The organism is Enterococcus sp. AZ167, assembly GCF_051714025.1.
Taxonomy (GTDB): Bacteria; Bacillota; Bacilli; order Lactobacillales; family Enterococcaceae; genus Enterococcus_D; species Enterococcus_D casseliflavus.
The window spans coordinates 1,766,089-1,789,139 of sequence record NZ_JBIORB010000001.1; the positions used below are offsets into that span (position 1 = coordinate 1,766,089).

18 protein-coding genes, 1 other RNA gene and 1 pseudogene are annotated in these 23,051 nt (G+C 42.3%); 4 read left to right on the forward strand and 16 right to left on the reverse strand.

The window, feature by feature from the left end:
* Positions 1-64: 64 nt before the first annotated feature.
* From IGJ05_RS08295 to IGJ05_RS08340, 10 genes are all read right to left on the reverse strand, one after another.
* Positions 65-703, reverse strand: a complete 639-nt coding sequence (locus IGJ05_RS08295) for a TIGR01906 family membrane protein (protein ID WP_081116958.1) — start codon at positions 701-703, stop codon at positions 65-67.
* Entirely contained in the window at positions 700-1,470 is a 771-nt protein-coding gene (locus tag IGJ05_RS08300; protein ID WP_010748835.1) for a TIGR01457 family HAD-type hydrolase, read from the reverse strand. Before IGJ05_RS08300 ends, IGJ05_RS08295 begins: the two co-directional genes overlap by 4 nt.
* A gap of 1 nt (position 1,471) precedes the next feature.
* Positions 1,472-2,092: a YutD family protein gene (locus IGJ05_RS08305; RefSeq protein ID WP_081116959.1), complete on the reverse strand. Its 621-nt coding sequence runs from the start codon at positions 2,090-2,092 to the stop codon at positions 1,472-1,474.
* A 90-nt stretch (positions 2,093-2,182) separates the two neighbouring features.
* Positions 2,183-3,565 (reverse strand): bifunctional metallophosphatase/5'-nucleotidase, encoded by a 1,383-nt coding sequence (locus IGJ05_RS08310; RefSeq protein WP_081116960.1) that lies wholly within the window; start codon positions 3,563-3,565, stop codon positions 2,183-2,185.
* Positions 3,566-4,196: 631 nt separating this feature from the next.
* An RNA gene (ffs, locus tag IGJ05_RS08315) (signal recognition particle sRNA small type) lies at positions 4,197-4,283 on the reverse strand.
* Positions 4,284-4,312: 29 nt separating this feature from the next.
* A complete protein-coding gene (gene tadA / locus IGJ05_RS08320) occupies positions 4,313-4,819 on the reverse strand; it encodes a tRNA adenosine(34) deaminase TadA (RefSeq protein ID WP_081116961.1) in 507 nt (168 codons plus the stop codon).
* Between the two features lie 131 nt (positions 4,820-4,950).
* Positions 4,951-5,286: a hypothetical protein gene (locus IGJ05_RS08325; protein ID WP_005227636.1), complete on the reverse strand. Its 336-nt coding sequence runs from the start codon at positions 5,284-5,286 to the stop codon at positions 4,951-4,953.
* Positions 5,287-5,354: 68 nt separating this feature from the next.
* Positions 5,355-6,722 (reverse strand): RsmB/NOP family class I SAM-dependent RNA methyltransferase, encoded by a 1,368-nt coding sequence (locus IGJ05_RS08330; protein WP_438725149.1) that lies wholly within the window; start codon positions 6,720-6,722, stop codon positions 5,355-5,357.
* Positions 6,723-6,861: 139 nt separating this feature from the next.
* A complete protein-coding gene (locus IGJ05_RS08335; RefSeq protein WP_081116963.1) occupies positions 6,862-7,611 on the reverse strand; it encodes a YczE/YyaS/YitT family protein in 750 nt (249 codons plus the stop codon).
* Between the two features lie 99 nt (positions 7,612-7,710).
* A complete protein-coding gene (locus IGJ05_RS08340; protein ID WP_080646970.1) occupies positions 7,711-8,514 on the reverse strand; it encodes a MerR family transcriptional regulator in 804 nt (267 codons plus the stop codon).
* 106 nt (positions 8,515-8,620) lie between these two features.
* Between IGJ05_RS08340 and IGJ05_RS08345 the strand changes: the two are divergent.
* Together IGJ05_RS08345 and IGJ05_RS08350 are read left to right on the forward strand one after the other, a co-directional pair.
* A pseudogene (locus IGJ05_RS08345) lies at positions 8,621-10,354 on the forward strand (ABC transporter ATP-binding protein).
* Positions 10,347-12,131, forward strand: coding sequence for an ABC transporter ATP-binding protein (locus IGJ05_RS08350; RefSeq protein WP_208788466.1), 1,785 nt, complete (start codon positions 10,347-10,349; stop codon positions 12,129-12,131). The pseudogene IGJ05_RS08345 and the gene IGJ05_RS08350 overlap by 8 nt, the downstream one beginning before the upstream one ends.
* A 125-nt stretch (positions 12,132-12,256) precedes the next feature.
* Here IGJ05_RS08350 and IGJ05_RS08355 read toward each other — a convergent pair whose 3' ends face one another.
* From IGJ05_RS08355 to IGJ05_RS08375, 5 genes are all read right to left on the reverse strand, one after another.
* Positions 12,257-14,668 (reverse strand): glycoside hydrolase family 2 TIM barrel-domain containing protein, encoded by a 2,412-nt coding sequence (locus tag IGJ05_RS08355; protein ID WP_266167279.1) that lies wholly within the window; start codon positions 14,666-14,668, stop codon positions 12,257-12,259.
* 24 nt (positions 14,669-14,692) lie between these two features.
* The gene (locus tag IGJ05_RS08360; RefSeq protein ID WP_010748826.1) at positions 14,693-16,399 is read right to left on the reverse strand and encodes a glycoside hydrolase family 3 protein; all 1,707 of its coding nucleotides are present in this window, start codon (positions 16,397-16,399) and stop codon (positions 14,693-14,695) included.
* A gap of 108 nt (positions 16,400-16,507) precedes the next feature.
* The gene (locus IGJ05_RS08365; protein ID WP_008378054.1) at positions 16,508-17,797 is read right to left on the reverse strand and encodes a PTS sugar transporter subunit IIC; all 1,290 of its coding nucleotides are present in this window, start codon (positions 17,795-17,797) and stop codon (positions 16,508-16,510) included.
* Positions 17,798-17,802: 5 nt separating this feature from the next.
* Positions 17,803-19,173, reverse strand: coding sequence for a glycoside hydrolase family 1 protein (locus IGJ05_RS08370; protein ID WP_081116966.1), 1,371 nt, complete (start codon positions 19,171-19,173; stop codon positions 17,803-17,805).
* Between the two features lie 113 nt (positions 19,174-19,286).
* Entirely contained in the window at positions 19,287-20,087 is an 801-nt protein-coding gene (locus IGJ05_RS08375; RefSeq protein ID WP_010748825.1) for a MurR/RpiR family transcriptional regulator, read from the reverse strand.
* A gap of 205 nt (positions 20,088-20,292) precedes the next feature.
* Between IGJ05_RS08375 and IGJ05_RS08380 the strand changes: the two genes are divergently transcribed.
* Complete coding sequence (locus IGJ05_RS08380; RefSeq protein ID WP_228077446.1) at positions 20,293-21,060, forward strand: helix-turn-helix domain-containing protein; 768 nt, start codon at positions 20,293-20,295, stop codon at positions 21,058-21,060.
* Here IGJ05_RS08380 and IGJ05_RS08385 read toward each other — a convergent pair.
* Positions 20,965-21,828 carry a hypothetical protein gene (locus IGJ05_RS08385; protein WP_438725150.1) on the reverse strand — a complete coding sequence of 288 codons (864 nt, stop codon included), beginning with the start codon at positions 21,826-21,828 and terminating at the stop codon, positions 20,965-20,967. The genes IGJ05_RS08380 and IGJ05_RS08385 overlap by 96 nt on opposite strands.
* Positions 21,829-22,708: 880 nt before the next feature.
* Here IGJ05_RS08385 and IGJ05_RS08390 point away from each other — a divergent pair.
* Positions 22,709-22,912: a hypothetical protein gene (locus tag IGJ05_RS08390; protein ID WP_081116967.1), complete on the forward strand. Its 204-nt coding sequence runs from the start codon at positions 22,709-22,711 to the stop codon at positions 22,910-22,912.
* Positions 22,913-23,051 lie beyond the last annotated feature (139 nt).

Consider the following 23,051-nt stretch of genomic DNA (forward strand, 5'->3'; position numbering starts at 1 on the left):
ATAAAAGTCTAACTTTTTGGGGTCACTACACCCTCAAAGGAAGGGATCGTTGGTCTTTTTTTCATTACACTGTTTTTTTCAAGCCTCGTTTGCCCCACCAATAGAAGGCAAAAAAGAAGACTTCAATCAAGACGAAAAAGAGAATAAAGCAATGCATGAAAAACGTTTCTGGCAGCACGTTGATGATCGGATCGGTGGCTGGATTAAAGAGCCAATCGTCGTTACTGAAGAAAATCTCATGGAACGTAACGAAAAAGCGGTCAAAGCCGACAGCCATCAAAAAACCGAAAATCAGCGGCAAAATCATCCCCCATTGAAAGGGACGAATCAAGCGCCATTGCTGTTTTTTTTGCCGTAACCGATTGACGAACCAGATACTCGGCAGCAAAGTGACGATCATCACGGCATAATTTAATAGAAACAACTGCTTCACATCGTAAAAATGCCCAGCGCCAGCTTCAGACATTGGAAAATCTGGCAAGGCGAGCGTACTTGCAAAAGGATTGTTTAGAAAATCTAACAATAAGCCATAGTTCTTCAACAACTCTTCTCTTGTTAGCGAGGTATAATCCAACAGATTCAAGTGATCGACATCAAACCAATATAACGGTCGAAAATTGATCGTTAGGGTGATCGCTAGACTGACCAAAAACAAAAACAAGCAGACAAATCCTAAGCGTTCAAGCCACACTTGCTTTTTCATTGTTCAAAATCCCACTCATCTAAAGAATCCACCACATAGGTTGGTGCTACCGGTAATGTCGGAACCGCCGCTTTCGGGGTAAAGCCAGATAATACGAGCAAAGAATCGATCCCGTTTTGGATCCCCGATCGAATATCGGTTTCGTAATTGTCCCCCACCATCAAGACCTCTTCTTTTGATAAGCCGATGTGTGCCACCGCTTTTTCCATAATGATGGCTTCTGGCTTGCCAATAAAGATCGGTTGAGTTTGGGTGGCAGTCTCCACCATTGCGATCAGTGAACCCGCACCTGGCAACAAGCCTCTTTCCGTCGGGATATTTTTGTCTGGATTGGTCCCGATAAAGGTAGCTCCTTTTTGGATCGCTAACGTTGCTAAAACAAATTTTTCATAGGTCACATGGTTGTCTAAACCAACCACGACATAATCCGGATTGGTTTCCTCCCACTCAAACCCAGCAGCTAAGATCAAATCGATCAACCCCGCTTCGCCGATCACAAATACTTTGCGGCCTTTGCCATGGTCTTTCATAAAATCGATCGTCGCCAAGCTTGCGGTATAGATCGTTTCTGGTGCCACATGGATTGAAAATTCATCCGCTAATCGCTGCGCCACGACTTCAGGACTGCGGGTCGTATTATTGGTCACAAATAAATAGGGCAGTCCTTTTTCTTGTAAGGATTCTACGAAGCGTTTCCCAGCAGGGATCGGCGCTTTTCCTAAATAAATCGTGCCGTCTAAATCAATCAAATAGCCTTTATATTTCATCTTATTCTTCCCTTTGTCGAATCGTAAACTCTTTTTTGCCTTTTTTCACCGTGGTTGTTTCGGTTTTTTTGACGTTCTTTTCTTTTGGTTTACGATTTTTGATCGTTGGTTTGCTTTTTTTCTGAGGTACTGTGTCACGCTTTTCTTCTATATGGGCGTTTTGTTGTGTGTTTTGATTTTGATTGTTTTGGGTTGGCTTTTTCTTGCGTCGGCGGGAGGTACTTTTTTCTTTCTTGCCGCCAACTCGTTGGATCACGAAAAAGGCACAACCGAAGTTGCAATACTCATACAAATAGTCTTCCAGCATGTCGATACGCTGATCGGGTAATGCTTTGCGGTTATCCTTTTCAAAAAAGCCCTTCAAACGCAGCTGCTCATAACCCCAATCGCCTACGATATAATCATAACGTGCCAACACTTCACTGTAACGCTCGCCAAGTTTTTCTGGATTGAAGCCTTCACGATAATCCATGACCAATTTGTATTGTCGATTGCCAATCATTAATTCTTCATCATTTAACAAAGTCACCAACTCGCCTTTTTGCGGTTGTTTCGCTGGTTCTTCAATAATTTCTTCTAGTACAGATGTCATTTCATCTGTGATCGTTTGTTTTTCGGTCATTTTTTCACCACCTGTTGTTTATTATACCTTGTTTTATTCCCCAATGATAGTCACGGTTTTCTCGCAAAATCCAGCTGGAGGAGTGACGAACTACTGGATGGGGTATTTCTGACTCAGGTAATCACCGACCACTGTGCGAATAAAGTCGGGAAAAAGAAACTCAACGGTTCCAGCAATCTCGATCGTCGGGAAAAACGGAATAAACAAGTAGTGATCCACAAGGGTCAACGTGTAGCTTTGAGCAGGATCGACGGGCTCTTGTTTCCACAATACTTGGTGGTTTTTTTCATCAAAGCGGATGCCTTCATAAACCAGTTCACCAAAAATCTTCCCTCGAAAGCCCATTCCCATAATTGGGAAATTGCGCAAAAAGTTGCGATTTTTTTCCATTTCTAAGACCAATCGAATGACATCTGCGCCTTGCAGCGTCACCCGAATCAAATGCATCGGATGGGGTAAAATCGTGTGCAGTTGATCTTGATCGACCCGTCCTTGCGGCAAATCATCTAAAAATAGCCCCGTATTTAAGATGGCGGCATCCGTCTGTCCTTTGGCACATAATGCCAAAAGCGCCTCCCGAACCAAGGAATGTTCACTTTGCCAATCCCTCGTAAATGCTGCTGGAATTTCTGCCACCTGATTTGCCCGCAGCAAGCGATGGCCGATCGATAGATATTCGGCGATCTCTTCCTCATCTTGCGGAAAAGCCACCAACGAATCCGTCGGAATCACACGGGCGCGATGCTTGATTGGGCGGTGGTGATCATCTAAGACCACTTCGACTTCGCCAATGTTAAAACCAAACTTGCCAGCTGCCCCAATTTGAACGCCATTGATGACTTCGCCCTTTTCAAACAAATGGTGCGTGTGAGAACCTAAAATAACATCTAGTTCTGGAAAGTCCCTCGCAATCTGGCGGTCAGCATTAATGCCTAGATGGCTCATCAAGACCAGCAGATCGACCTCGGGGCGCAAATGCTGCACCAATGAAGGCAAAATCTCCAAGGGTTCGCGAATGTCCCAGCCGTTTGGGGCATATGTCAGCGGAAACGGTGCTGTAAAAGCAATCAGGCCGATTTTAGCGCCTTGATTGCTTTCCATGATTTTGTATTCTTGTGCCCACTTTGGCGGACGCAAATCCTGTTTATCAAATAAATTGCCTAAAATGACAGGAAATTCTGCTTGGTCATATAAATGCTGCAAGACCTCTTTGGGATTGCCAACCCCTTCATTGTTCCCAATCGTCACCGCATCGTAATGTCCTTGATTCATCAAATCGACATTCGCCTTGCCGTCAGTTGCTTCTGTCAAAGGATGCCAACGATCGACAAAGTCGCCTAAGTCGAGTGCGATCACTGTCTCTTCGGTCGTATCCGCTTCTCGTTTTCTTTGATCCAAATAACGTCGCATCTTCGGCCAATGTTCTAGGTGGGAATGCAGATCGTTCGTATGAATAATCGTAATTTTTTCCATTGTGCGCCTCTTTTCAAATACGTCGCCTGAAATCACTATCCATTTCTCTTGGCAGCAAGGGTTGCCAGTAGAAAGGCGACGGAAGTCTCTACAAAATAAGCATAGCATAAAATCTCTGGGAAACCATTGGAATGCTTGGAAAAGAATGGTGACTTTTTGTAAAAAAGAACCAGCTGCAGTAACAGTTGTTCAAAAGAAAAAATCACTTTCTGACTGTAAAAAGGAAAGTGATTTTTTCTGGTTATTTTTGAGAAGTTCTATCGATAACACGGCGGCGGCAATTCGTTGAAGAGAAAATAAAGAGTTCTTGAAACGAAGATTCTATCGAATATCGAGAGCAGGTAATCCATGTTTCAGTTCGTCAGAACTACTGATTTTTTGAGAATATAAAAATCGTCAACGGAAAAGTTATCAGAGTAAGGTTCTAAACAGGAATAAAGCCTTTGTATCAAAAATACAACTTAACCCTCTGAGAGCTGCTATCGATTGCCTAGATTTAAAGCAGAATACAATTAGAACAGTCCTTGGTGTCACAAAGAATTTCAAAAATAAAAAAACCTAAGACAGTCTGTCTCAGGTTTGAATGATCATCGATTCAATTAGTACTACTGCTTTCTTCAAAACAAGCAGTTTTTCAATCAGACACATGGAGAATCCTGCTTAGTGCTGCTTCCTTCCGGATCTGACACGCTTCACAAGACCTCCATTGTCCTAGCCTTTCGGCAAAACTTAGTATAACGTATTTCGTTAGAGATTGCCAGCCTTTTTTTGTTTTTTCTTTTCTCGTAATGCTCGGAAAAAATCTGTCAGCAGCTGGCCGCATGCTTCTTCTAAAATGCCGCCTTCCACATAGGACCAATGGTTGAAGCGCTCATCTTCCAATAAATTCATCAATGTACCAGCAGTGCCGCCTTTGGGATCGTAGGCACCAAAATACACTTCTTCCACCCGTGCCAATAACATCGCCCCACTGCACATTGGGCATGGTTCCAAGGTCACAAACAGCTGCGCTTGTTCTAAGCGCCAACTTCCGACAGTGCGACAGGCTTCTTCGATCGCAAACATCTCCGCATGCGCTGCGGCTTGCTGCTGCGTTTCTCGTAGATTGTGCCCACGACCAATGATTTTACCATCCAAGACGACGACAGCACCGATCGGTACTTCTGCCAAATCTTCTGCTTTTCGGGCTTCTTTGATTGCTTCTTCCATAAAGAACGCTTTTTCCTCGGCAGTCAAGGTACTTGTTTTTTCCACGACTTCACTCTCACTCCTCTACCTCGCACCATTTCGTGCATTTCCTTGTTAGTATAACGAAAAACGCTTAGAAAGACGAGAAAAACTCGCAAAGACCGATGTCCCTGCGAGTTTCAAATGGAATGATTGGCTTAAAAGACGGAATCAACAAAGCTCGTCAACTTGTCTTTGACATGTTCTGTCGAATCTTTGATATTGTCTCCGTAAACAGAGATTTTGTTGCGGCCCTCATTGACTTTTTTCATCACACCTAACAACGAATCCAATTCATTGTCGGACAAGCCGTCTACGACATCCAGCAATTTTTCATTGCCGTTGAATTTGTCATCGACAAATTTCTTTACTTTGTGTCGGTTGCAAGCGAAGCGTACTTTATTGAATACTTTGTCTGATACAACGACGGCAGTAGTGATCCCAGCGATCGCTGCAATGCTTAATCCAATCGTTACTTTTGATGATGTTTTCATATCGATCAGCTCCCTTATTTTGCTACTTCCATCATAGCACGAGGACTGAAATAAAAACACTATTTCGTTTAAATCGCTTTGAATCTTAATCCTTTAGGAAAGAAGTTTTTCACGGTTCCTTGGACTTGTTTTCCAAAACCGACTGGGATCTCATCGACTGTCAAAATCACCCATCCAGCATTTCCTGGCACGCTCAAGGTTTCACCTGCCACATAATGCTGCCATTGCGGCAAAGTGATTGGCACTGTCGGTGCCCCTTCTTCTGCATGGATCGCCAATGCCAACGCATAACTTGGCTCGATCCGATTCTTCTTAACGACGCCGACGTGCAAACCTGGGCGCATAAACTTGATCCCTTTTAAAGAAGGCATTTCTTCAGGAACGAGCCAGAGGTTTTCTCCTAGCAGCTGAGGCGTCGCATTCAGTGCCTGTAAAAAAGGAAACTCCTTGCGAAAGGCTTGCCACAACTTTTGAGTCGCTGCATCCAATGGACTCTTGGCTGTCGCTCCTTTGCCTTTTTTCTTCTTTTTCACTGGCGCTGCTTCTGCTAGCGAGGTCAATTTCGCAGCGAAATGACCTTCTCCTTGGTTTAAATGCGGCCATAAGCGGATGGTTTTCTCAATCCCAGGTGCAGCTCCCCACTCCCTGCGCCCATGAGATACATTGTCCAAGTCGATCGCTTCGATCGTGAAGGGGTACTCCTCCATTAACCAAGCCATCATCGCTTCGTTTTCTTCTGGGGCAAAGGTACAGGTGGAATAGATCAGCTGCCCCCCCGGTTTTAGCATCGTAACGGCTTGTGCCAAAATGTCTTTTTGTCTGATCGCACACTGATCAGGTGTTTCTGCTTGCCATTCTTCTAAGGAGAGGGGATCTTTACGAAACATCCCTTCACCAGAACATGGGGCGTCCACCACGATCTTGTCAAAAAACTGAGGAAAATGGCGGCTCAATTCTTGCGGTGCCTGATTGGTGACAACTACATTCGCGAAGCCCCAACGCTCCACATTTTCTGATAGGATTTTGGCACGCTTGGGGAAAATCTCATTTGCTACAAGCAGTCCTTTTCCTTGTAACTGGCTTGCCAGCTGCGTTGTTTTGCCCCCTGGTGCCGCACATAAATCTAAGACCAGCTCCCCTGGTTGAGCGGCTGCGATCGTTGCTACGATCATCGCACTAGGTTCTTGGCTGTAGACATAGCCAGCTTGATGGAGCAGCGAACGGCCTTTGACTTCGCCAATATAAGCAGCTTCTGCATAGGGGGCAGGTACAGCGGCTGGCCCATATTTTGCCAGCATCGCTTGTGCGTGCGGCTTAGCAACATTCAAGCGAAAGCCTTTGACTGGCTGATTATCGGTTAAAGCGGTAAAAAAAGCTGGTGCTTCTTCTCCTAGCAACCGTTGGTATTTTTCAATAAATGGTGTTGGTAATTGCATACTTACCCCTCCTCGGCTTTTTTATTCTAGCGACTGAGAAGCAATTATGCAAGAATTCCTTGATCAAATGGCAAAAAAACTGCAGCTGAGTGAAGTGGGCGACTAAATCGCTTCGACTTCTCTTTGCTGCAGACCTTTTTTATTTAAAAATCGCTTTTTTGACACTGCTTTCGATGAATGGCTGAGAGACACGGTTGTCCCAGAATTTGATCAGTGGGCCCACTAAAAAGGCACTGATGAAGGTTCCGATTCCAATAGGCCCGCCTGTGAAGAGCCCAATCAAGGCAAAGGCAACGTCTTGAATCACCCGCACCACTCGATAGTTGGCTTTCGTCTGATCGACGATGGTTGGGGCGATCGCGTCATAGGGGGCGCTGCCCAAATTCGCTGACATATAAAACGAAGCACCGAAGGTAAAGAAGATAATCCCGATCAACAAGAACAAGCCTTGCTGCCACCAGTTATTGGGACCGACGGATAACCAATCAAAAACATTGGTATAAAAGTCGATGAAAAATCCTGTCAGCACCATATTGATGACCGTCCCGATGCCGATATGGCGACGGCCAAAGATAAAAATCAATACTAGGACAGCGATATTGATCATCAATTGATAGACCCCAAGGGATAACCCTAGTAGCTCGCCGACACCGATATTGGCAGCTGTGTATGGGTCTAGCCCTACTCCGCCGACCCGCAGCAATGCCGCCCCGAATCCTAAAATGGCGACACCAATCAACGCATAAAGCGAGCGTAATCCTGTTTCTTTTTTCATTAAAATTTCCCCTTTTTTCTCATCTGTTCTTTCAAGTATAACGAGAAAAAAGGAAAATGGGAATTTCAACGCTTCCCAGGGCTCTTTGTAGGGATAAGATCTGGCTTCGTCCATCTCCTTTGCTTCTATTTTGCTTCCATTGAAAAGCCCGCAACAACCATTGCGATTGCGTATCTTGATTTTCGGTTCCTACAGATACGCGTGCCTCGTCCATTACTCGGGCTTCACTGGAACCATCACTTCAAATATCTGCAATTCTTTTTGGGCGGTAAAGACTTCATCTTGCCATAACAATTCCCAAACATCGCCATCGATCTTTAAATGATTCTCTTTTAGAAAGGCTTGGATGCGATGGGTAAAAGCAGCAATTTGTTCCTCTCCCTCACTGACAAACCCAGACACATACGTGCCAGTAGGACGCGTGATGATCAGCTTTTCAGGATAGAGATGCAGCCGATCTTGTGGAATCAAGATCAGTGCCCGATAAGGCGATGCGTGAAAGGTCTGATCCTCTAATGTCGTTCCAGCACTTAAAAAGCCGATGGGGTAGCCACTGAAAGCATCTTTATAATCCACTAGCGGATAAAAACGGGCGTACACTTGATAAGCAGATTCTGGATCATCGCCAGCGATCTCTTCGGAAACGATAAACGCCTCTGCTTCGTGGTGCGCTATCGTAAAGGTCTCAAAATCGGCTTTCTGTACTTTTTCATAGCGCTGGATGTAGCGATCGAAGGTTCGTTCCAATTCTTGCAGCGCAGCGATTTTGGTACGAACTTCTCCTCGCCGTTCCACAAGTTCCTTTTGCGTGTATTCAGGGTTGCGGTTTTTCAAAAATTGTCGAATGTCTTGCAAGGGCATGTCTAAAGAACGCAAGAGCAGAATCACGTCTAACTCAAGGCATTGTTCAAAGCCGTAGTAGCGATAGCCGTTTTCACCAATCGATTGCGGTTTGAACAAATCGATCTGATCGTAATAAATCAATGTGCGCCGACTCACGCCAGCATAAGCGGACATCTCACTGATGGTCAATTGTTTTTTCAAAAAAATTTCACTCCTTGCTTGACTGTAACGTAACGTTACAGTTTATTCTACCATAGAACGACATTTTTGGAGGGAAATCATGAAACAATTACAGTTATTTTATAAAGAAGAACGACGCTTCTTTTTCAGTTTATTTCTTTTGATGCTGGTCCAATCCTTCGGCACACTCTTGTTGCCGTATTTTTTGGCAAAAATCATTGATGAAGGGATCTTGAAAGTCGACACGACAGCCATTTGGCACAATGGCTGGTGGATGTTTGCCATTGCCATCGGCACCGTGATCGTCTCTGTAGGCGGTAGTTATTTATCTGCCCACCTTTCAGGAAAATTCGGGCATTTTTTGCGGATGCGCCTTTTCAAAAAAACACAAGAACTCTCTGTATCCGCCGTTGATGGCTATGGTACGCCCACTTTGCTGGCACGTACCACCAGCGACATCAACAACATCCAACAAATTTTGATGATGGCGCTGCAAATGATTTTGCCAGCCCCAATGATCGTCGCTGCTTCAATTTTTCTAACCGGCACCGTCTCTTTACGGATGATTTGGGTCCCAATCGTAGCGATCCTATGTTTTTCAATGATCGCTTATGGAGTGATTCGCAAAGCGATCCCATTATCACAAATCACGCAAAAACTAGTCGATAACATGATGCGGATCTTACGAGAAACCTTTACTGGCGCTCGGGTGATTCGAGCATTCGACAAAGCTGCTTACGAAAAAGAACGGACAGATCAAACACTGACGGAATATGCGAAAACCATGATCCAAGTCAATCGCCTCTTTGCTGTCTTGAATCCGACCGTCAATTTAGTAATGGGACTCTCGATTTCGACTATCCTTGTCTACGGCGGCTATCAAAGTCTGCAGGGCCACCTTGCTATTGGTAGTATTACTGCCATCATCGAATACACGATCCTGAGTCTCTGGTTTTTGACTATGGCAGCGATGGTGATCGTGATGGTGCCTAAAGGCTTGACTTCCTTGCAACGGATCACAGAAGTTTTGGAAGAACCAATTGATTTGATCGACGGTGACCAAACCTTAAACAAGACCGCCGTGTCAGAAACGATCGCAGCTTTCAATCACGTGCAGTTTACGTATGAAGGTGCCGAAGAACCTGTCTTAGAAGATATCAGCTTCGAGATCCATCGAGGCAAAACGACAGCGATCGTTGGTGGAACTGGTTCTGGCAAAAGCAACATCGCCAAAGCGCTGTTGCGTTTCAAAGATGTGACTGCTGGTTCGATCACGCTTTTTGGCCGCAACATCAAAGAGATCTCACAAGCCGAATTACGGGACTAAATTAGTTATGTCCCGCAAAAAGCGCTCTTGCTTAGCGGCACGATTCAAGAAACCTTGCGTTTCGGCAATCGTCCAGCAACCCATGAGGCGATGGCAAAAGCCGCTGAAGTTGCTCAAGCCAAGTCATTTATTGAAGGCTTGCCTGAAGGTTATGAAAGTCCAGTTGCTCAAAAAGGCAGCAATTTCTCTGGCGGTCAAAAGCAACGATTGAGTATTGCCCGAGCGCTGACAAAGCCAGCAGAAATCTACTTCTTTGACGACAGCTTTTCTGCTTTGGATTATCAAACAGACGCCAACTTGCGGCGTGCATTGAAAGAATACACGAAAGATGCCGCCGTCATTATCGTGGCTCAGCGGGTATCGACCGTCAAAAATGCCGATCAAATCATTGTCTTGGATAACGGCAAGATGGTCGGTAAAGGAACCCACGAAGAATTATTACGCAATTGCCAAACTTATCAAGAGTTTGCCTCATCTCAAGGAATGGGAGGAATGAAGGATGAGTAAACAAACAATGGATACCCCAAAAAACATGAAACATACAAGCCGACGCTTGCTGCGTTTGCTGATGGAACAAAAAGCCCGCTTTCTACTGATTATCGCTTCCGCCTTGTTCTTTTCCTTACTAATGTCCATCGCCCCTTTGATCTTGGGGCGTGGACTGGATAATCTGATTGCCTTGTTTCAACAAGAAGGCTGGCAGATCAATGATTTTTGGCAAAGTATTTTAGGTCCAGTCGTCCTTTTAGCGGGAACGTGGCTTTTGATTAGTCTCTTTTCCTTGCTGCAAGAGTATACGATGGCCAGTGTCAGTGAAACCCTGACCTTGACTTTACGCAAACAAATCAGTGACAAATTCAATCGCCTGCCTATCAGTTTTTACGACAAACATCATACTGGCGATATTTTAAGCCGAGTGATTCTCGATTTAGATAAAGTATCCGAAGTCTTACAAGTCGGTTTGATGCAGTTGATCACCGCAACCATCAGCATTACCTTCGGCTTGATCGCTATGCTTTATCTCAGCCCATTACTGACGATCGGCGTGGTTCTGATTTTGCTTTTGAGTGCTTTTGTGACCACCGTTCTCGCACGAAAAAACTTGAGCTACTTTACCAAAAACCAAGAAACATTAGGTGCAGTTAGCAGTCGTGCGGAAGAGTTTTATACCGCAAATCCGCTGATCAAATCCTACAACCAACAAGTTGCCGTTGAAGCGGAAATGGCGGAATTGAGTGAAGCCCAATTTAAAGCCTTTCGGAAAGCACAGTTCGTCAGTGCAGCTATCAATCCATTCGTGCGCTTTATCAATCAAATCGGCTTTATCTTAAGCGCCGTCGTTGGTGGTCTAATGGTGTTGCAAGGGCAATTATCCATTGGTCTCGTACAAGCCTATCTGCAATACATCAACCAAGTGTCTGAACCGATCACGCAAGCCTCTTATATTATGAACACCTTGCAAAGTGCCTTAGCATCTCTCGAACGAATTTTTGAGATCCTTGATTATCCTGAAGAAGAAACTGCGACCCAACAACTGCCAGTTCCACAAAACATCAAAGGAAAAATCGATTTTCAACACGTCTCCTTTGGCTACAGCAAGGAAAAACTCTTGATGGAAAACGTCGAATTTTCCGTCAAACCAAAACAAACGGTCGCGATCGTCGGACCAACAGGTGCTGGAAAAACCACCATGATCTATCTTTTGATGCGCTTTTATCCATTGAATGGTGGGAAGATCTTGCTGGACGATCAAGACATGATGTACTTTTCGGCACCGGCAGTACGGAAAAAATTCGGTATGGTGCTGCAAGATACATGGCTGTTCCAAGGAACCATTGCTGAAAATATCGCTTATGGCAATCCCGATGCCACTCGGGAAGACATCTTGGCTGCCGCGAAAGCCGCCCAATGCGACCACTTTGTGCGGACCCTGCCCAACGGTTACGATACCGTCATTGGTTCCGAAAGCGAACTGTCACAAGGACAACAACAATTATTGACGATCGCTCGGGCGATTTTAGCAGACCCAACGATCCTGATCCTTGATGAAGCCACCTCCAGTGTCGACACGCGGACGGAACAAATGATCCAAACGGCGATGGATCGTTTGACCCAAGGACGAACCAGCTTTATCATCGCCCATCGTCTTTCTACCATCAAAAACGCTGACTTGATTCTAGTGATGAAAGACGGCTCCGTCGTCGAAAAAGGCTCCCATACTCAATTGCTGGCACAAGATTCCCTTTACGCCCAACTATATAACAGCCAGTTTGCAACAGCTTGATGAAAAAGCCGAACCACCAACCTATGACTTTATAAACTGTCGAGGTTGTGGGTCGGCTTTTTTCTTTTTCCGTAAAAATCTGTGAGCACCAAGGCTAACTACTATTACCTTCAATTGCTTCTCTTTTACTCAACTTTTTTTAGTGCTACTTGGATAAGCGGTACTTTTCCTGGTTCTTTTTTTATGATTGCCATTAATTTTCCTGAAAAAAGTTTTTTCTCTTGGCAATTATACCCGTCTAGATCTGCGGGATCGCCATTAGCAAGTCCGAGGATTGTTCCATTTTTTACCAAAACCGCTACAAGTTCGTCTGCAGTTGGCACCTCGATCCCTTCTGAATCGATTCCTTGGATCTCAAATAGAGAGTAGTCCGCTCCACAGAATCGTTCTTTAACTGTGACAGAATCAGTCGGACCGCTTGTTTTTCGAGTTGCTTCAATTGTTTGTTCCTCTTTGACACCAATGGCTTTTAAACAACCTGGTTCATAAGGAATATGCCAAGATAGGCCATCTTTATCATTTTTTTTCTTTCCAAAACTCTTCCCGTTCAGAAACAACTCAACAGTATGACAATTAGAAAAAGTCCTCACCTCCGTAACCCCTTGGTCAATTGTTAACCCTTCTTTGTTCCAGTGAGGAAACACATGAACCATTGGTGTTTCAGTCCACCTTGATTGATAATAATAAAAAGAATCCTTTTCAAATCCGACCGTATCTGTAATTCCAAATTGAGAACTGATTCCAGGCCAGTGAAACGGTGCTGACTCACCGTAGTAATCCATAAATGTCCACAAGAAGACACCTCCCATATAGGCATGTTCTTCTAAGTAACGCAGTACTTCTTTCGGTTTAGCCGTACCACCGGTTCCTGGCTCTTCAGGCTTTCGTTTCCCAGGTAAGACCATAGAATAAAGAGAACCAAAGTTTGAAGTATGACATTTTTCGCTGTTATCTTGATAGACCCCTCTTGTCGAAAAGTAAGAAGCACTTTCCGTACTAAGATATGAAAATAGCGGATACTTTTCCTTTACAGCAACTAAACCTGTCCCATTTACAGCAGACTCAGGATAATTAACCCCGTTCACATCAAAAATACGCATATAAGAAGCATCCACCTGACCAGCAGGATTAAGTAATTCCGCTGAAACAATGAGACTTTGCGAAGTATGGGTTCGGATCACAGCTGCTAATTTTTGTGCCATTCGGTAAGCAAGCGGCGTATGACCAATCACCTCTTCATTACAAAGGGACCAAAAACAAAGAGAAGGATGATTACGTGTTTGCTTCACCATTTTTACCAGCTCATTTGTCCGCCACTCACTAGATTCCAAGATGCGGTTCTCGTTCATAACGATGATACCTAATTCATCACATAATTCAAGGAGATCTTTGGAAGCAAAGTGATGTGCACTGCGATAGGCGTTTACCCCCATTTCTTTCATTTTCAACAGCTTATACCGTAAAATATCTTTTGGTAATGCGACACCTAGACCACCAAAGTCTTGATGCTCACAGACCCCTCTTAATTCTTTACGTTCCCCATTAAGCAGAAAACCTTTCGTAGTATATGCGACTGTCCTAATACCAAAACAAAGCTGATAGTCATCGATTTGGTTCTCGCCATCAAATAGTTGAAAAGTAGCTTGGTATAGATGTGGATTCTCGAGAGACCATAGCTGAGGCGCGCAGATTTTTTGGCAATAACTCCATTCTGTTGTCGCCAAAGGATCTACGTTACACTCATGGATATTTTGTTGATCAGCCACCTGACTTTTGATCGTTATCTTTTGTTTTTTCTCAAAATGATGGTTAGCAAGACCAATGGTGATTTTAAGGAGCGCTTCCTGCTGGTTTATTTCAGTTGTTTCGATAAACGATGCTTCTGCCACAATCTGAAGCTTTGGTTTTATTTCTAAATATACATCCTTATATATACCTGCTCCCTCATACCACCAGCCTTCCGCGCCTTTCGTCGTATCCACTTTGATCAACACCACATTCACTCCCTCTGAGCCGATGCGTATCAGTTCAGAGACATCAAAAGAAAAATCAGAGTATCCACTGTAATGATCACCTAGAAATACACCATTAAACCAGACAGATGCCATACGCATGACGCCCATAAAGTGGAGAGTCACTTGCTTTTCGTTCACTTCATCTAGAGTTAACGCAAAAGTCTTACGGTAATAGGCAATGCCATCTGGCTTTGATCCACTCATCAGTAAATCGGGATCATTAACATACGGAAGTTCATTTTTCCAATCATGAGGGAGATCAACAGATACCCAATCTTCGTCAAGTTCACTTTCCAAAGCAGTGTTCGCCAACATTCTCAAGCCTTTTTCACGATCACCTTGAGCAATCAGCCGTAGAAAATGTTCTCCACCAGCACCTATCAAAACAGTATCCCCCGCTTCATTTTCAAGCGGAGCTGCCAAGCCACCGATAGCTGCGGCTTTTCTGACTGTTTTCATTGGCTCTTCTATCTCACCTAAGTGAAATTGCCAGCCATCATTCAGTAATCGATTTTGTCTCATTTTTTCTCCTCCTTCTTATAAAAGTTATTTTGCTCTAGCTAAAAAGTCCCCACAAAATGGATCGATCGGGCTCTTACCTTTAAACGGTTCTTTCCCTAGCAATTTCTGGATTACAGCCTCCACTGTTTCTGGATTTCCTGTATACGCATTGATAAAAGTTGAAACATAAGGGATGTCAAATAAGTGATAGGGATTGGCAGTAGAAACAAAAATGGTAGGGAGATCCTTTTCATACCAGGGAGCATTTGCGGCCATCAAATGATTCCAATCCAAACGAACTGTTGTCTGATTGCTGGCGGTCTCAACATTAGCAACATACAATGCCAAATCAAATTTATTTCCAAGATCCTCAACCCCTGCCTCGAAAACCTCTTGGAAATCCAATTGTTGATTATCGAAAAGGTTGACTTCAAATCCAGCAGCTTCTAATCCAGCTTTAAAAAGCGGACCCACTCGTCCTCCCTCTTTAAATCCACCGTCGTCAGAATCACCCAAAATAACGAGACGGATTCGAGGGTATCGTTGTGGGGTGAGTGGTAAGTGTTTTTCTCTGTCTTTGACCAATGTAATCGACTCATCAGCAATTTTTTTCGTTACCCACTGATATTCAGTACGATCGATGACACTTTTAGGAGTACTATTGACTGTCTCTTCCCTTACTTCAGTAAATAAACCATGGTACATCTTGACTGCTAAAATTCGTGCGACTGCTTCATCCAAACGTTCCATACGAATGCTTCCCTCTTTTACAGCAGATGCGATCACTTCATAATCTTCATCAATATTTTTATTAAAAAGCAACATATCGATTCCTGCATTGATTGAAGCAACGAGTCGCTCTCTATGAGGCATGATCGTCGTGTAACCGACCATTGGTGTTGCATCAGTGATAGCCAAACCATTGAAGCCCAGTGTATCTCTTAGTAACCCGTTAACTAGAAGTTTCGAGCAAGAAGCAGGCATCAATTCGGTTTCTCTGATAGTTGGTGAAAGTTTTCGCTCCCACGCAGGCTGATAAATGTGTCCCACCATGATACAGCTGACGTTTTTTTCAATAAACTGGCGATAAATAGTCCCATACGATTCCATCCACTCATTCGCGGAGAGTGAATTGATCGAACTCAGTAAATGTTGATCCCTTTCATCAACACCGTCCCCAGGAAAATGCTTGATCACTGGAATGATGTTACTCTCAGAAAAACCGTCTATCTGCGCTTGAGCCATGCGAATAATTCGTTTTTGATCACTTCCAAATGTGCGAGTATTCGTGATTGGGTTCTTGAAGTTATAATCAATATCGACAATCGGTGAAAAAGCCATATTAATACCAATTCGAGCCGCTTCCAGCCCAGCAATTTTTCCTAAGTAATAGGCATTTTCGGTGCAATCTGTAGCGGCGATCTGCATAGGATTACCGACCCATGTCCCTTCCGTAAGAATACCATTCCCACCTGACTCTAAATTTGCTGAAAGAAATAACGGTATTGTGCTAGCATCTTGGACTGCTCTTAGCTGATCCTTCAATTTTTCAGCATTGTCGGGGCGATACATCATTCCACCCGGTTGGTATTTCTTAATAAAAGCCGTCAATTCCTTTACAGAACCTGATTGTCCAATCACGAAAAAAAGCTGACCAATTTTTTCCATAACTGACATGTTTTCTACGATCTTCTGAATTTGTTTTTTCCTTGTCTCTGTAAATTTGAAAAGTGTTTCTCTTGTCTCTCTCACTGAGTTGTCCTCCAATCGATAGTTTCACAGACGACGAGCGCAAGAATCACTTCACTCTTGCGCTCGTTTGTTGTTATTATGGTTAACTGTAAATCCTGTGCGAGTTTCTTATCCAGCTTGTTCTTGTGCTAAACGTTCTTCTTGAACTGCTTGATTATCTAAGGTTTTAAAGAACGGGTAATAGATAGCCATAGAAATAGCAACTGCAAATAGTTGATAGATACCAAAAGAGAGACTCCCTTGAACGATGCCGTGGATCAGCGGAGGTAACGAGCCCGCCCCTAGGATGCCAATCGGTGCGGTAATGATTCCCATAGAAATCAATGCGTACCCAAGAGAAGTGATCACTAATGGCGTCAATAAGAACGGAATCAAAAGCATCACATTCAACATTACCGGCATTCCAAAGACAACTGGTTCATTTACACCAAAAAGACCGCTTGGAAATACGATTTTTGAAAATGATTTGTAGCGCTTACTCTTGGAAAATAAAAACATGTCAGTCACTAAACCAATCGTTGCACCGCTCCCCCCTAAACATGCCAAATCGTATAACCCAAAATTAATGGCATGAGGGACTGCTTCTCCCGCCGCCACAGCAGCACTATTGTCTGCAAGATAACCCAAGAAAATCGGCATGAGAATCGGCAATACGGTCATTGAACCATGAATCCCGAAAAACCATAAGAGATTCGAGATCAAAATAAGAATCAAAAAGGCAGTTAAGGAACCCGTCAATCGCTGCAATGGTTCTTGAAGCAATGTATAAACAAAATCTGTCGCTGAATTATAACTAGTTACGCTAAAACCAAATTTAACAATTCCAAAAAGTGACGCAATCACAACTGCTGGAATTAAAGAAGTAAATGACTTGGTCACCATTTCTGGCACCCCATCGGGCATTTTGATCGTAATATTTTTTTCCACAAACAATTTCATCAGTTGAATCGTGATCAGTGAAACGAAAATTGCCACGAAGACCCCGCGCGCGCCTAAATAATTGGTACTTAAAAATGAAGCTCTTGCTTCGGGATTTTCAGTGAGTGGCGTTAATAACAGGAAACATACCAATGAGATGAACCCCGTCCCCAAGGCTTGTTCTTTGATCCCGAATATTCCTGCTCCACAGTAGGCAATACTAAATGCCATATACAAACCTAATAAATCAATTGTGTAAGCTGGAATATAATTCATTACTGTCCCAATGTTGGTCACTGATAGAAAGTTTTGATACGGTTCCCAGCTTAAACTAGAAATAACTGTAAAGATGGCACCTAACATAATAACGCCTAGTAATGACATCGAACCTGTACTCACACTTTTTAAATAGCGATTCGAAGAAATTTTATTCGCAACGGGAATAAATCTTTTTTCCATAAAGTGGATAAATGCATTCATTTTTCTTACCCCTTTTTAGTGTTTTTTATTTTATTTTGGTACCAATAGTAACTGTCTTTGGGAATTCGTCGACATTCTTTTGGATCTTCATCTGTGCGATCAACAAAAATCAAACCATATCGCTTTTTAAACCCTTGGTGTGAACTAACCAGATCAAGTAGTGACCAAGGACTATAACCCAATAAAGGATATCCTTCCTCCATAAAACGCTCACATTGCTTAATATGCTGTTCTAAGTAATCAATACGATAGACATCGTGAATTTGCCCATCTTCAATACGATCAGAATACGCTAAACCGTTTTCAGTCACCATCATTGGTAATTGGTATTTTTCATAAATCGACCGCATACCTATATATAATCCTTCAGGGTCAATACCAAATTCCATCCATTTCGTCTTCGTTAAATAAGGATTGTTCCCTAAGGTAAATCGCTCATTTCGATAAAATGGTGGTAGTTTGCTTGTATCTTCTCCCGGTTCAACGGCACGTATACAGGTACTACAGTAATAGTTTATCCCTATAAGATCTGGTTTATTCTTCTTCAAAATTTCTTGATCAGCTGGTTCCGTTTCTGGATACCAACCTTTCTCATTCAAATAATTGCAGTAGCTTTTCGGGTACTCGCCGAATACTGACATGTCGAGAAAACAATTTTGTAAAAAGTCTTCGGCGTTCTTAGCTGCTAAGATGTTCCTTGGCGAAGGTGTTTCAGGATAAACAACTTGCATAGAGCACACCGGTCCAATTTTCCCATCTCTTACGATTTTTCGAAAAACTTGAATTGTCTTTTTCTCAGCTAGCGACATATTGTAACTCATTTGATACATCTGCTTCATTTTTTCATCTGCATCCGTTTCGTGATTGCCATTTAAATCAGAAGCTGCTGTGACGATCAATTGCTCGTTGATCGTTCCCCACAACTTGACTCGATCACCGAAATGCTGAAAGCAAACTTTTGCATAAGCAACAAAGTAATCAATACATTTTCTTGATTTCCATCCGCCAAATTTGGTTACCAATGCTTGCGGCATTTCAAAATGATAGAGGGTAGGAAAAGGTGTGATTCCTTTTTCAAGACACCCATCAATCAAACGATTATAAAAATCGATGCCTTCTTGATTCGGCTGATCACCATCACCCATGACACGTGTCCAATTGAACGAAAAACGATAGAGATCGATCCCTAAGTCTGCCATTAATTCAATGTCTTCGCTTAGATGATGATAGTGATCGGACGCGATCTTCGAATCTGCAATTCCCTCCGGTACGTGACGCACATCTGTTGTTGCAATCCCTTTTCCACCTTCACCAAAGCCTCCTTCTACTTGAAATGCTGAGGTTGATGCCCCCCAATAAAAATCTTTTTTAACCATTGTTCCTTCCACCTTTCCCTTATAAGAAAACGATACCATTCAGAATTAATTCTAACGACAACAAAACAAGACCTCTGGTTTCAAATCCAAAGGTCTTGTTTCAAAATATGAAACTATTGAGGCAAATAGAACTTTTTCATATACATATAAATCAGTAACTCCATCGTGTATAGAATAGCAATCCGTCCTTCGGTGTTTTCGTTGATCTCTCCACAGAGGATAATTTGGTCTGCACTTCGCTCAATGATTGGAGAATGCTTAAACGTAAAGACGATAATTTTGATTCCCTTTTTCTTCAATGCTGCAATCACTTTTTCACTAAAGTAAAAGAAACCACCCTCCATCGAAAAAATCAAAACCAAGCTATCTGGCGAGCTTTCTTCCACAATTTTTAATTGCTCTTCCACTGTAAAACCAATCCGAATAATTTTATCCATGCTTGCTAATTTGCTTTGCAAATGCTGTCCCATAAAAGCAGCAAATTCTAAGCCAAACACTGCAACGTTTTCTGTTTCATAGATCGCAGAGACCACTGTTTCAAGTTCTGAAATCGAGAGATGTTCTTTGGCGTACCTCAAATTGATCAAAAGATTTGAGGTGAATTCGTCCAGAAATTTCTCCCTTTGTTCCACGGGCTGGATCACTTTTTTGGAATAATCGCTGACGATATCGATCTCTTTTTCAACCGCTTGTTTGAATTCCGTATAAGATGAAAAAGCCAAAATTCGAATGAATCGCGAAATCGCTGCAGTCGACACAAAGCATTCTTCTGCGAGTTCATAAATGGTCATCTTAGGGATTTTCGAAAAACTTCTTAGAATCGCCTGTGCAATAAAGTAATTATTGTCTTGTTTTTTCTGATTATTTAAATAGCGCAACAAAAGACTTCTGACTGAGGTTCCTTTATTTTCCATTCGTGCTACCTCCTAAATACGCTTTCACCTAAATATACAATGAAAGCTAGGGAAAGCAAAGTTGAATTGGTGAAATTCTCCTTATACTCTGCGCCCATTTCGATAATTTAAATCTAAAAACCTTTCCCTTGCCTTGCCCGTATCCATATTCCATAATCAGACGTGAGCGATGATCCATCAAACAGACCGTATGGGAGTGTTACGAATGAATAATTTTCAGATGACGTTTATTACTTCTACGACCACCAATCGTTGGTTGAAACTATTGAATCTTTTGGAACGGCATAAGACCCTTTCGAATCGTGAGTTGTCAAAAGCTGTCCAGAGTTCGCGGCGCACGATCATTTATGATATGGAGGGGCTACGGAACTACTTTGGAAGTACGCTAATGATCGAATCCACGTCGAATGGCTATTCTCTTCATGAATTACTACCGAAAGAATATCTGGAACGAAAACGAGCGCTCCTTCAGAATGAACCGTTATTCGTTATTCTTGAGCATCTGTTTAAGGGAGAATATCGGACAGTTTCCGAATGGGCAGACTATTTTTATCTTTCTGAGAGTTCCCTTTTACGCTATTTGACACTTTTTGAAAAAGCCCTGAAGCCCTTTCAGTTATCTGTTGATCATAAGAATTTCCGTCTGATCGGATCAGAAGCGGATATTCGCAAATTTTTCCATGCCTTTTATTATGAGTCGGATGCTACGCCTCATACGGTACGTCCAACCATTGCTGTGCAAAATATCGTCTTAGATTTTTTTCGCAATATACGCGGCAAAACCAATAATACAGCTTCATTTTGGTATATCAGTTATTGGTTGTATATTATCCTTGAGCGTCATCAAGCGGGAGAAACTGTCGTTGTCTCCGAACAATTAAAAAAGATCGTCTTGGCAGATGAACTCTTCCAAGAAATCCAGCCCCTCAATCAATCTTTGCTTCTCTTCACTAGGAAACATTTGTTCCTCTAAGTTACTTCTTGTTGATGCAATTGTTTGCTGTGTTACACCTTCTTGTAGTTGCTCAAAAGTATCCCCTACAAAAAGATCATAGACACTTTGCCCGAATTGGCGATCATCTTCATAATAGCGATCTTCCATCAAGACGCCGGTAGCTGCCGCATGGATCGGATTACCTGATGGATTAAGATCTCTGATCGTATAAGTATCACCACGTCTCGGTCTCAATTGGTCATTTAAATTTACTTGCCAAATCATATGGGAGCCTGTCGCAGCATTTTTAAATGTCTGAGCCGACTGTCCATTGCTAAATGTAACCCTCGCGCCATAATTTATGAAATGCTTACTGATATCATGATTGAATACAGGTAACCCATTCGCATCTTCCTCTATCCATACATTAAAAATATAAGCACTACTTCCAGTTGTATTGAGTGTTTCTCTTTTGTTAATACCCTTCAAAGAATAGATGGGGCTTCCTTGAGTATTCATCTGTAGTACTTGTTCAGATAATGCGTTTGTGTCCGTCATATCCCTAGCTTCTGACTTTTGGGTATCATCTGGTGCTAAATGTTGTTCTTGTGGATCGACTGGTTCATTTTCAGCTTGTTTTGCTGCCTCTGGCTGCTTCTCTTCTAACCCATCCACTAGTTTTTCTATGTTATAATTTTCTTCCAAATCCTCGTGCTCTTGTGCCATCGCTACCACTAGTAATGATGATAAAGTCATTTGGCAAACGAGTAATAAACCTGTTGCTTTCAATTTAAAATTGTTTTTCATTTTATTTTCCCTTCCAACTCAACCTATATATCTTTCTATCGTTGTATTTCTTCATGTTCTCCGGTTAATGATGCTTGTACGAATTCATCCTTCCTCATCAGGTAGTTTGTCATAGAATGACTTCGCATTTTCTTCTGAGCCAATCACCGCTGCTAGAATGGAGAACATTGTCCGATGACTGATCATTAACAAACCTGTGACTTCATCACTAAATTAGTTATTCATAAGTCACCCCTGCTTCTCTATTCTTTCGTACGTTAAAGATTCATTTCACTTTTATCACGCGTCCTTTCTTACTCCCTTAAAAAAAATCTGTCTTAGACCTTATTGGAACAACCTATTCGATAGAAACTCACTAAATATCATAGATGAGCTCTAAAAAAAGATGTTTTTTTGACGAAATTTTATTGTTTTAATCGAGGTTAAATTTAACACGGTTGCTCATCGAGCAATAAATCAAGATTTGCAAACCTGTGTGAATAAATTGATTTTCATTTTCTTTTCAAATAAGGCATTTTGAAAGTTTGTGCAAAAAAAAGCGTTATAAAAAAAGACGATTCCTTATGATTTAAAAAGGATCGTCCATTTATGTTATTACCTGTAACCACTTGACTCAATACGATGGATACATTGTTTTTGCCTACTCATTCTTAGCATTGTCTGAAACATTTTTATCAACAGTTATCTTCAACAGAATGCTTCTTTTCTATAAAAAATGTCAGAAAAAAGCAAAATAAAAGAAATTATATGTAATTTTACACATCTTCTAAAAAAATTCATTTTTCTTTGGTATACTAAACGTAGATCTGCATATCATTAGATTTACGTTGCCCGTTAGTGAAGTTTCAGGCAACGTTTCTTTATGGGGGATAGATAAAAAATGGAAGAGAAAAAGATTTTTGAGAAGCGCTGGTTATTAGCTACCAGTGAACAACGAGAGAAATACCAAGCCTTGATTGCCTCTTACCCTTCAATCGAATGGACATTCAAAGAAAAAAGCTACCTTTTATGGCTGTGTCAGTTAGACAGTGATACGTTCAAAACCTTTGAAGCGATTTTTGATAAACTAGTAAATGCCAACTAATTATTTTCGCGTAGGCTGTTCTTTCACCAAAATAACCCAATCTTTTGGTATTCAGGAATAGTGGGCATATTTTCAGATAACTCCCTTTTTTATTAGACAAACGAATAAAAGCCGCACCCGTCGATCGTAACGGTTGCGG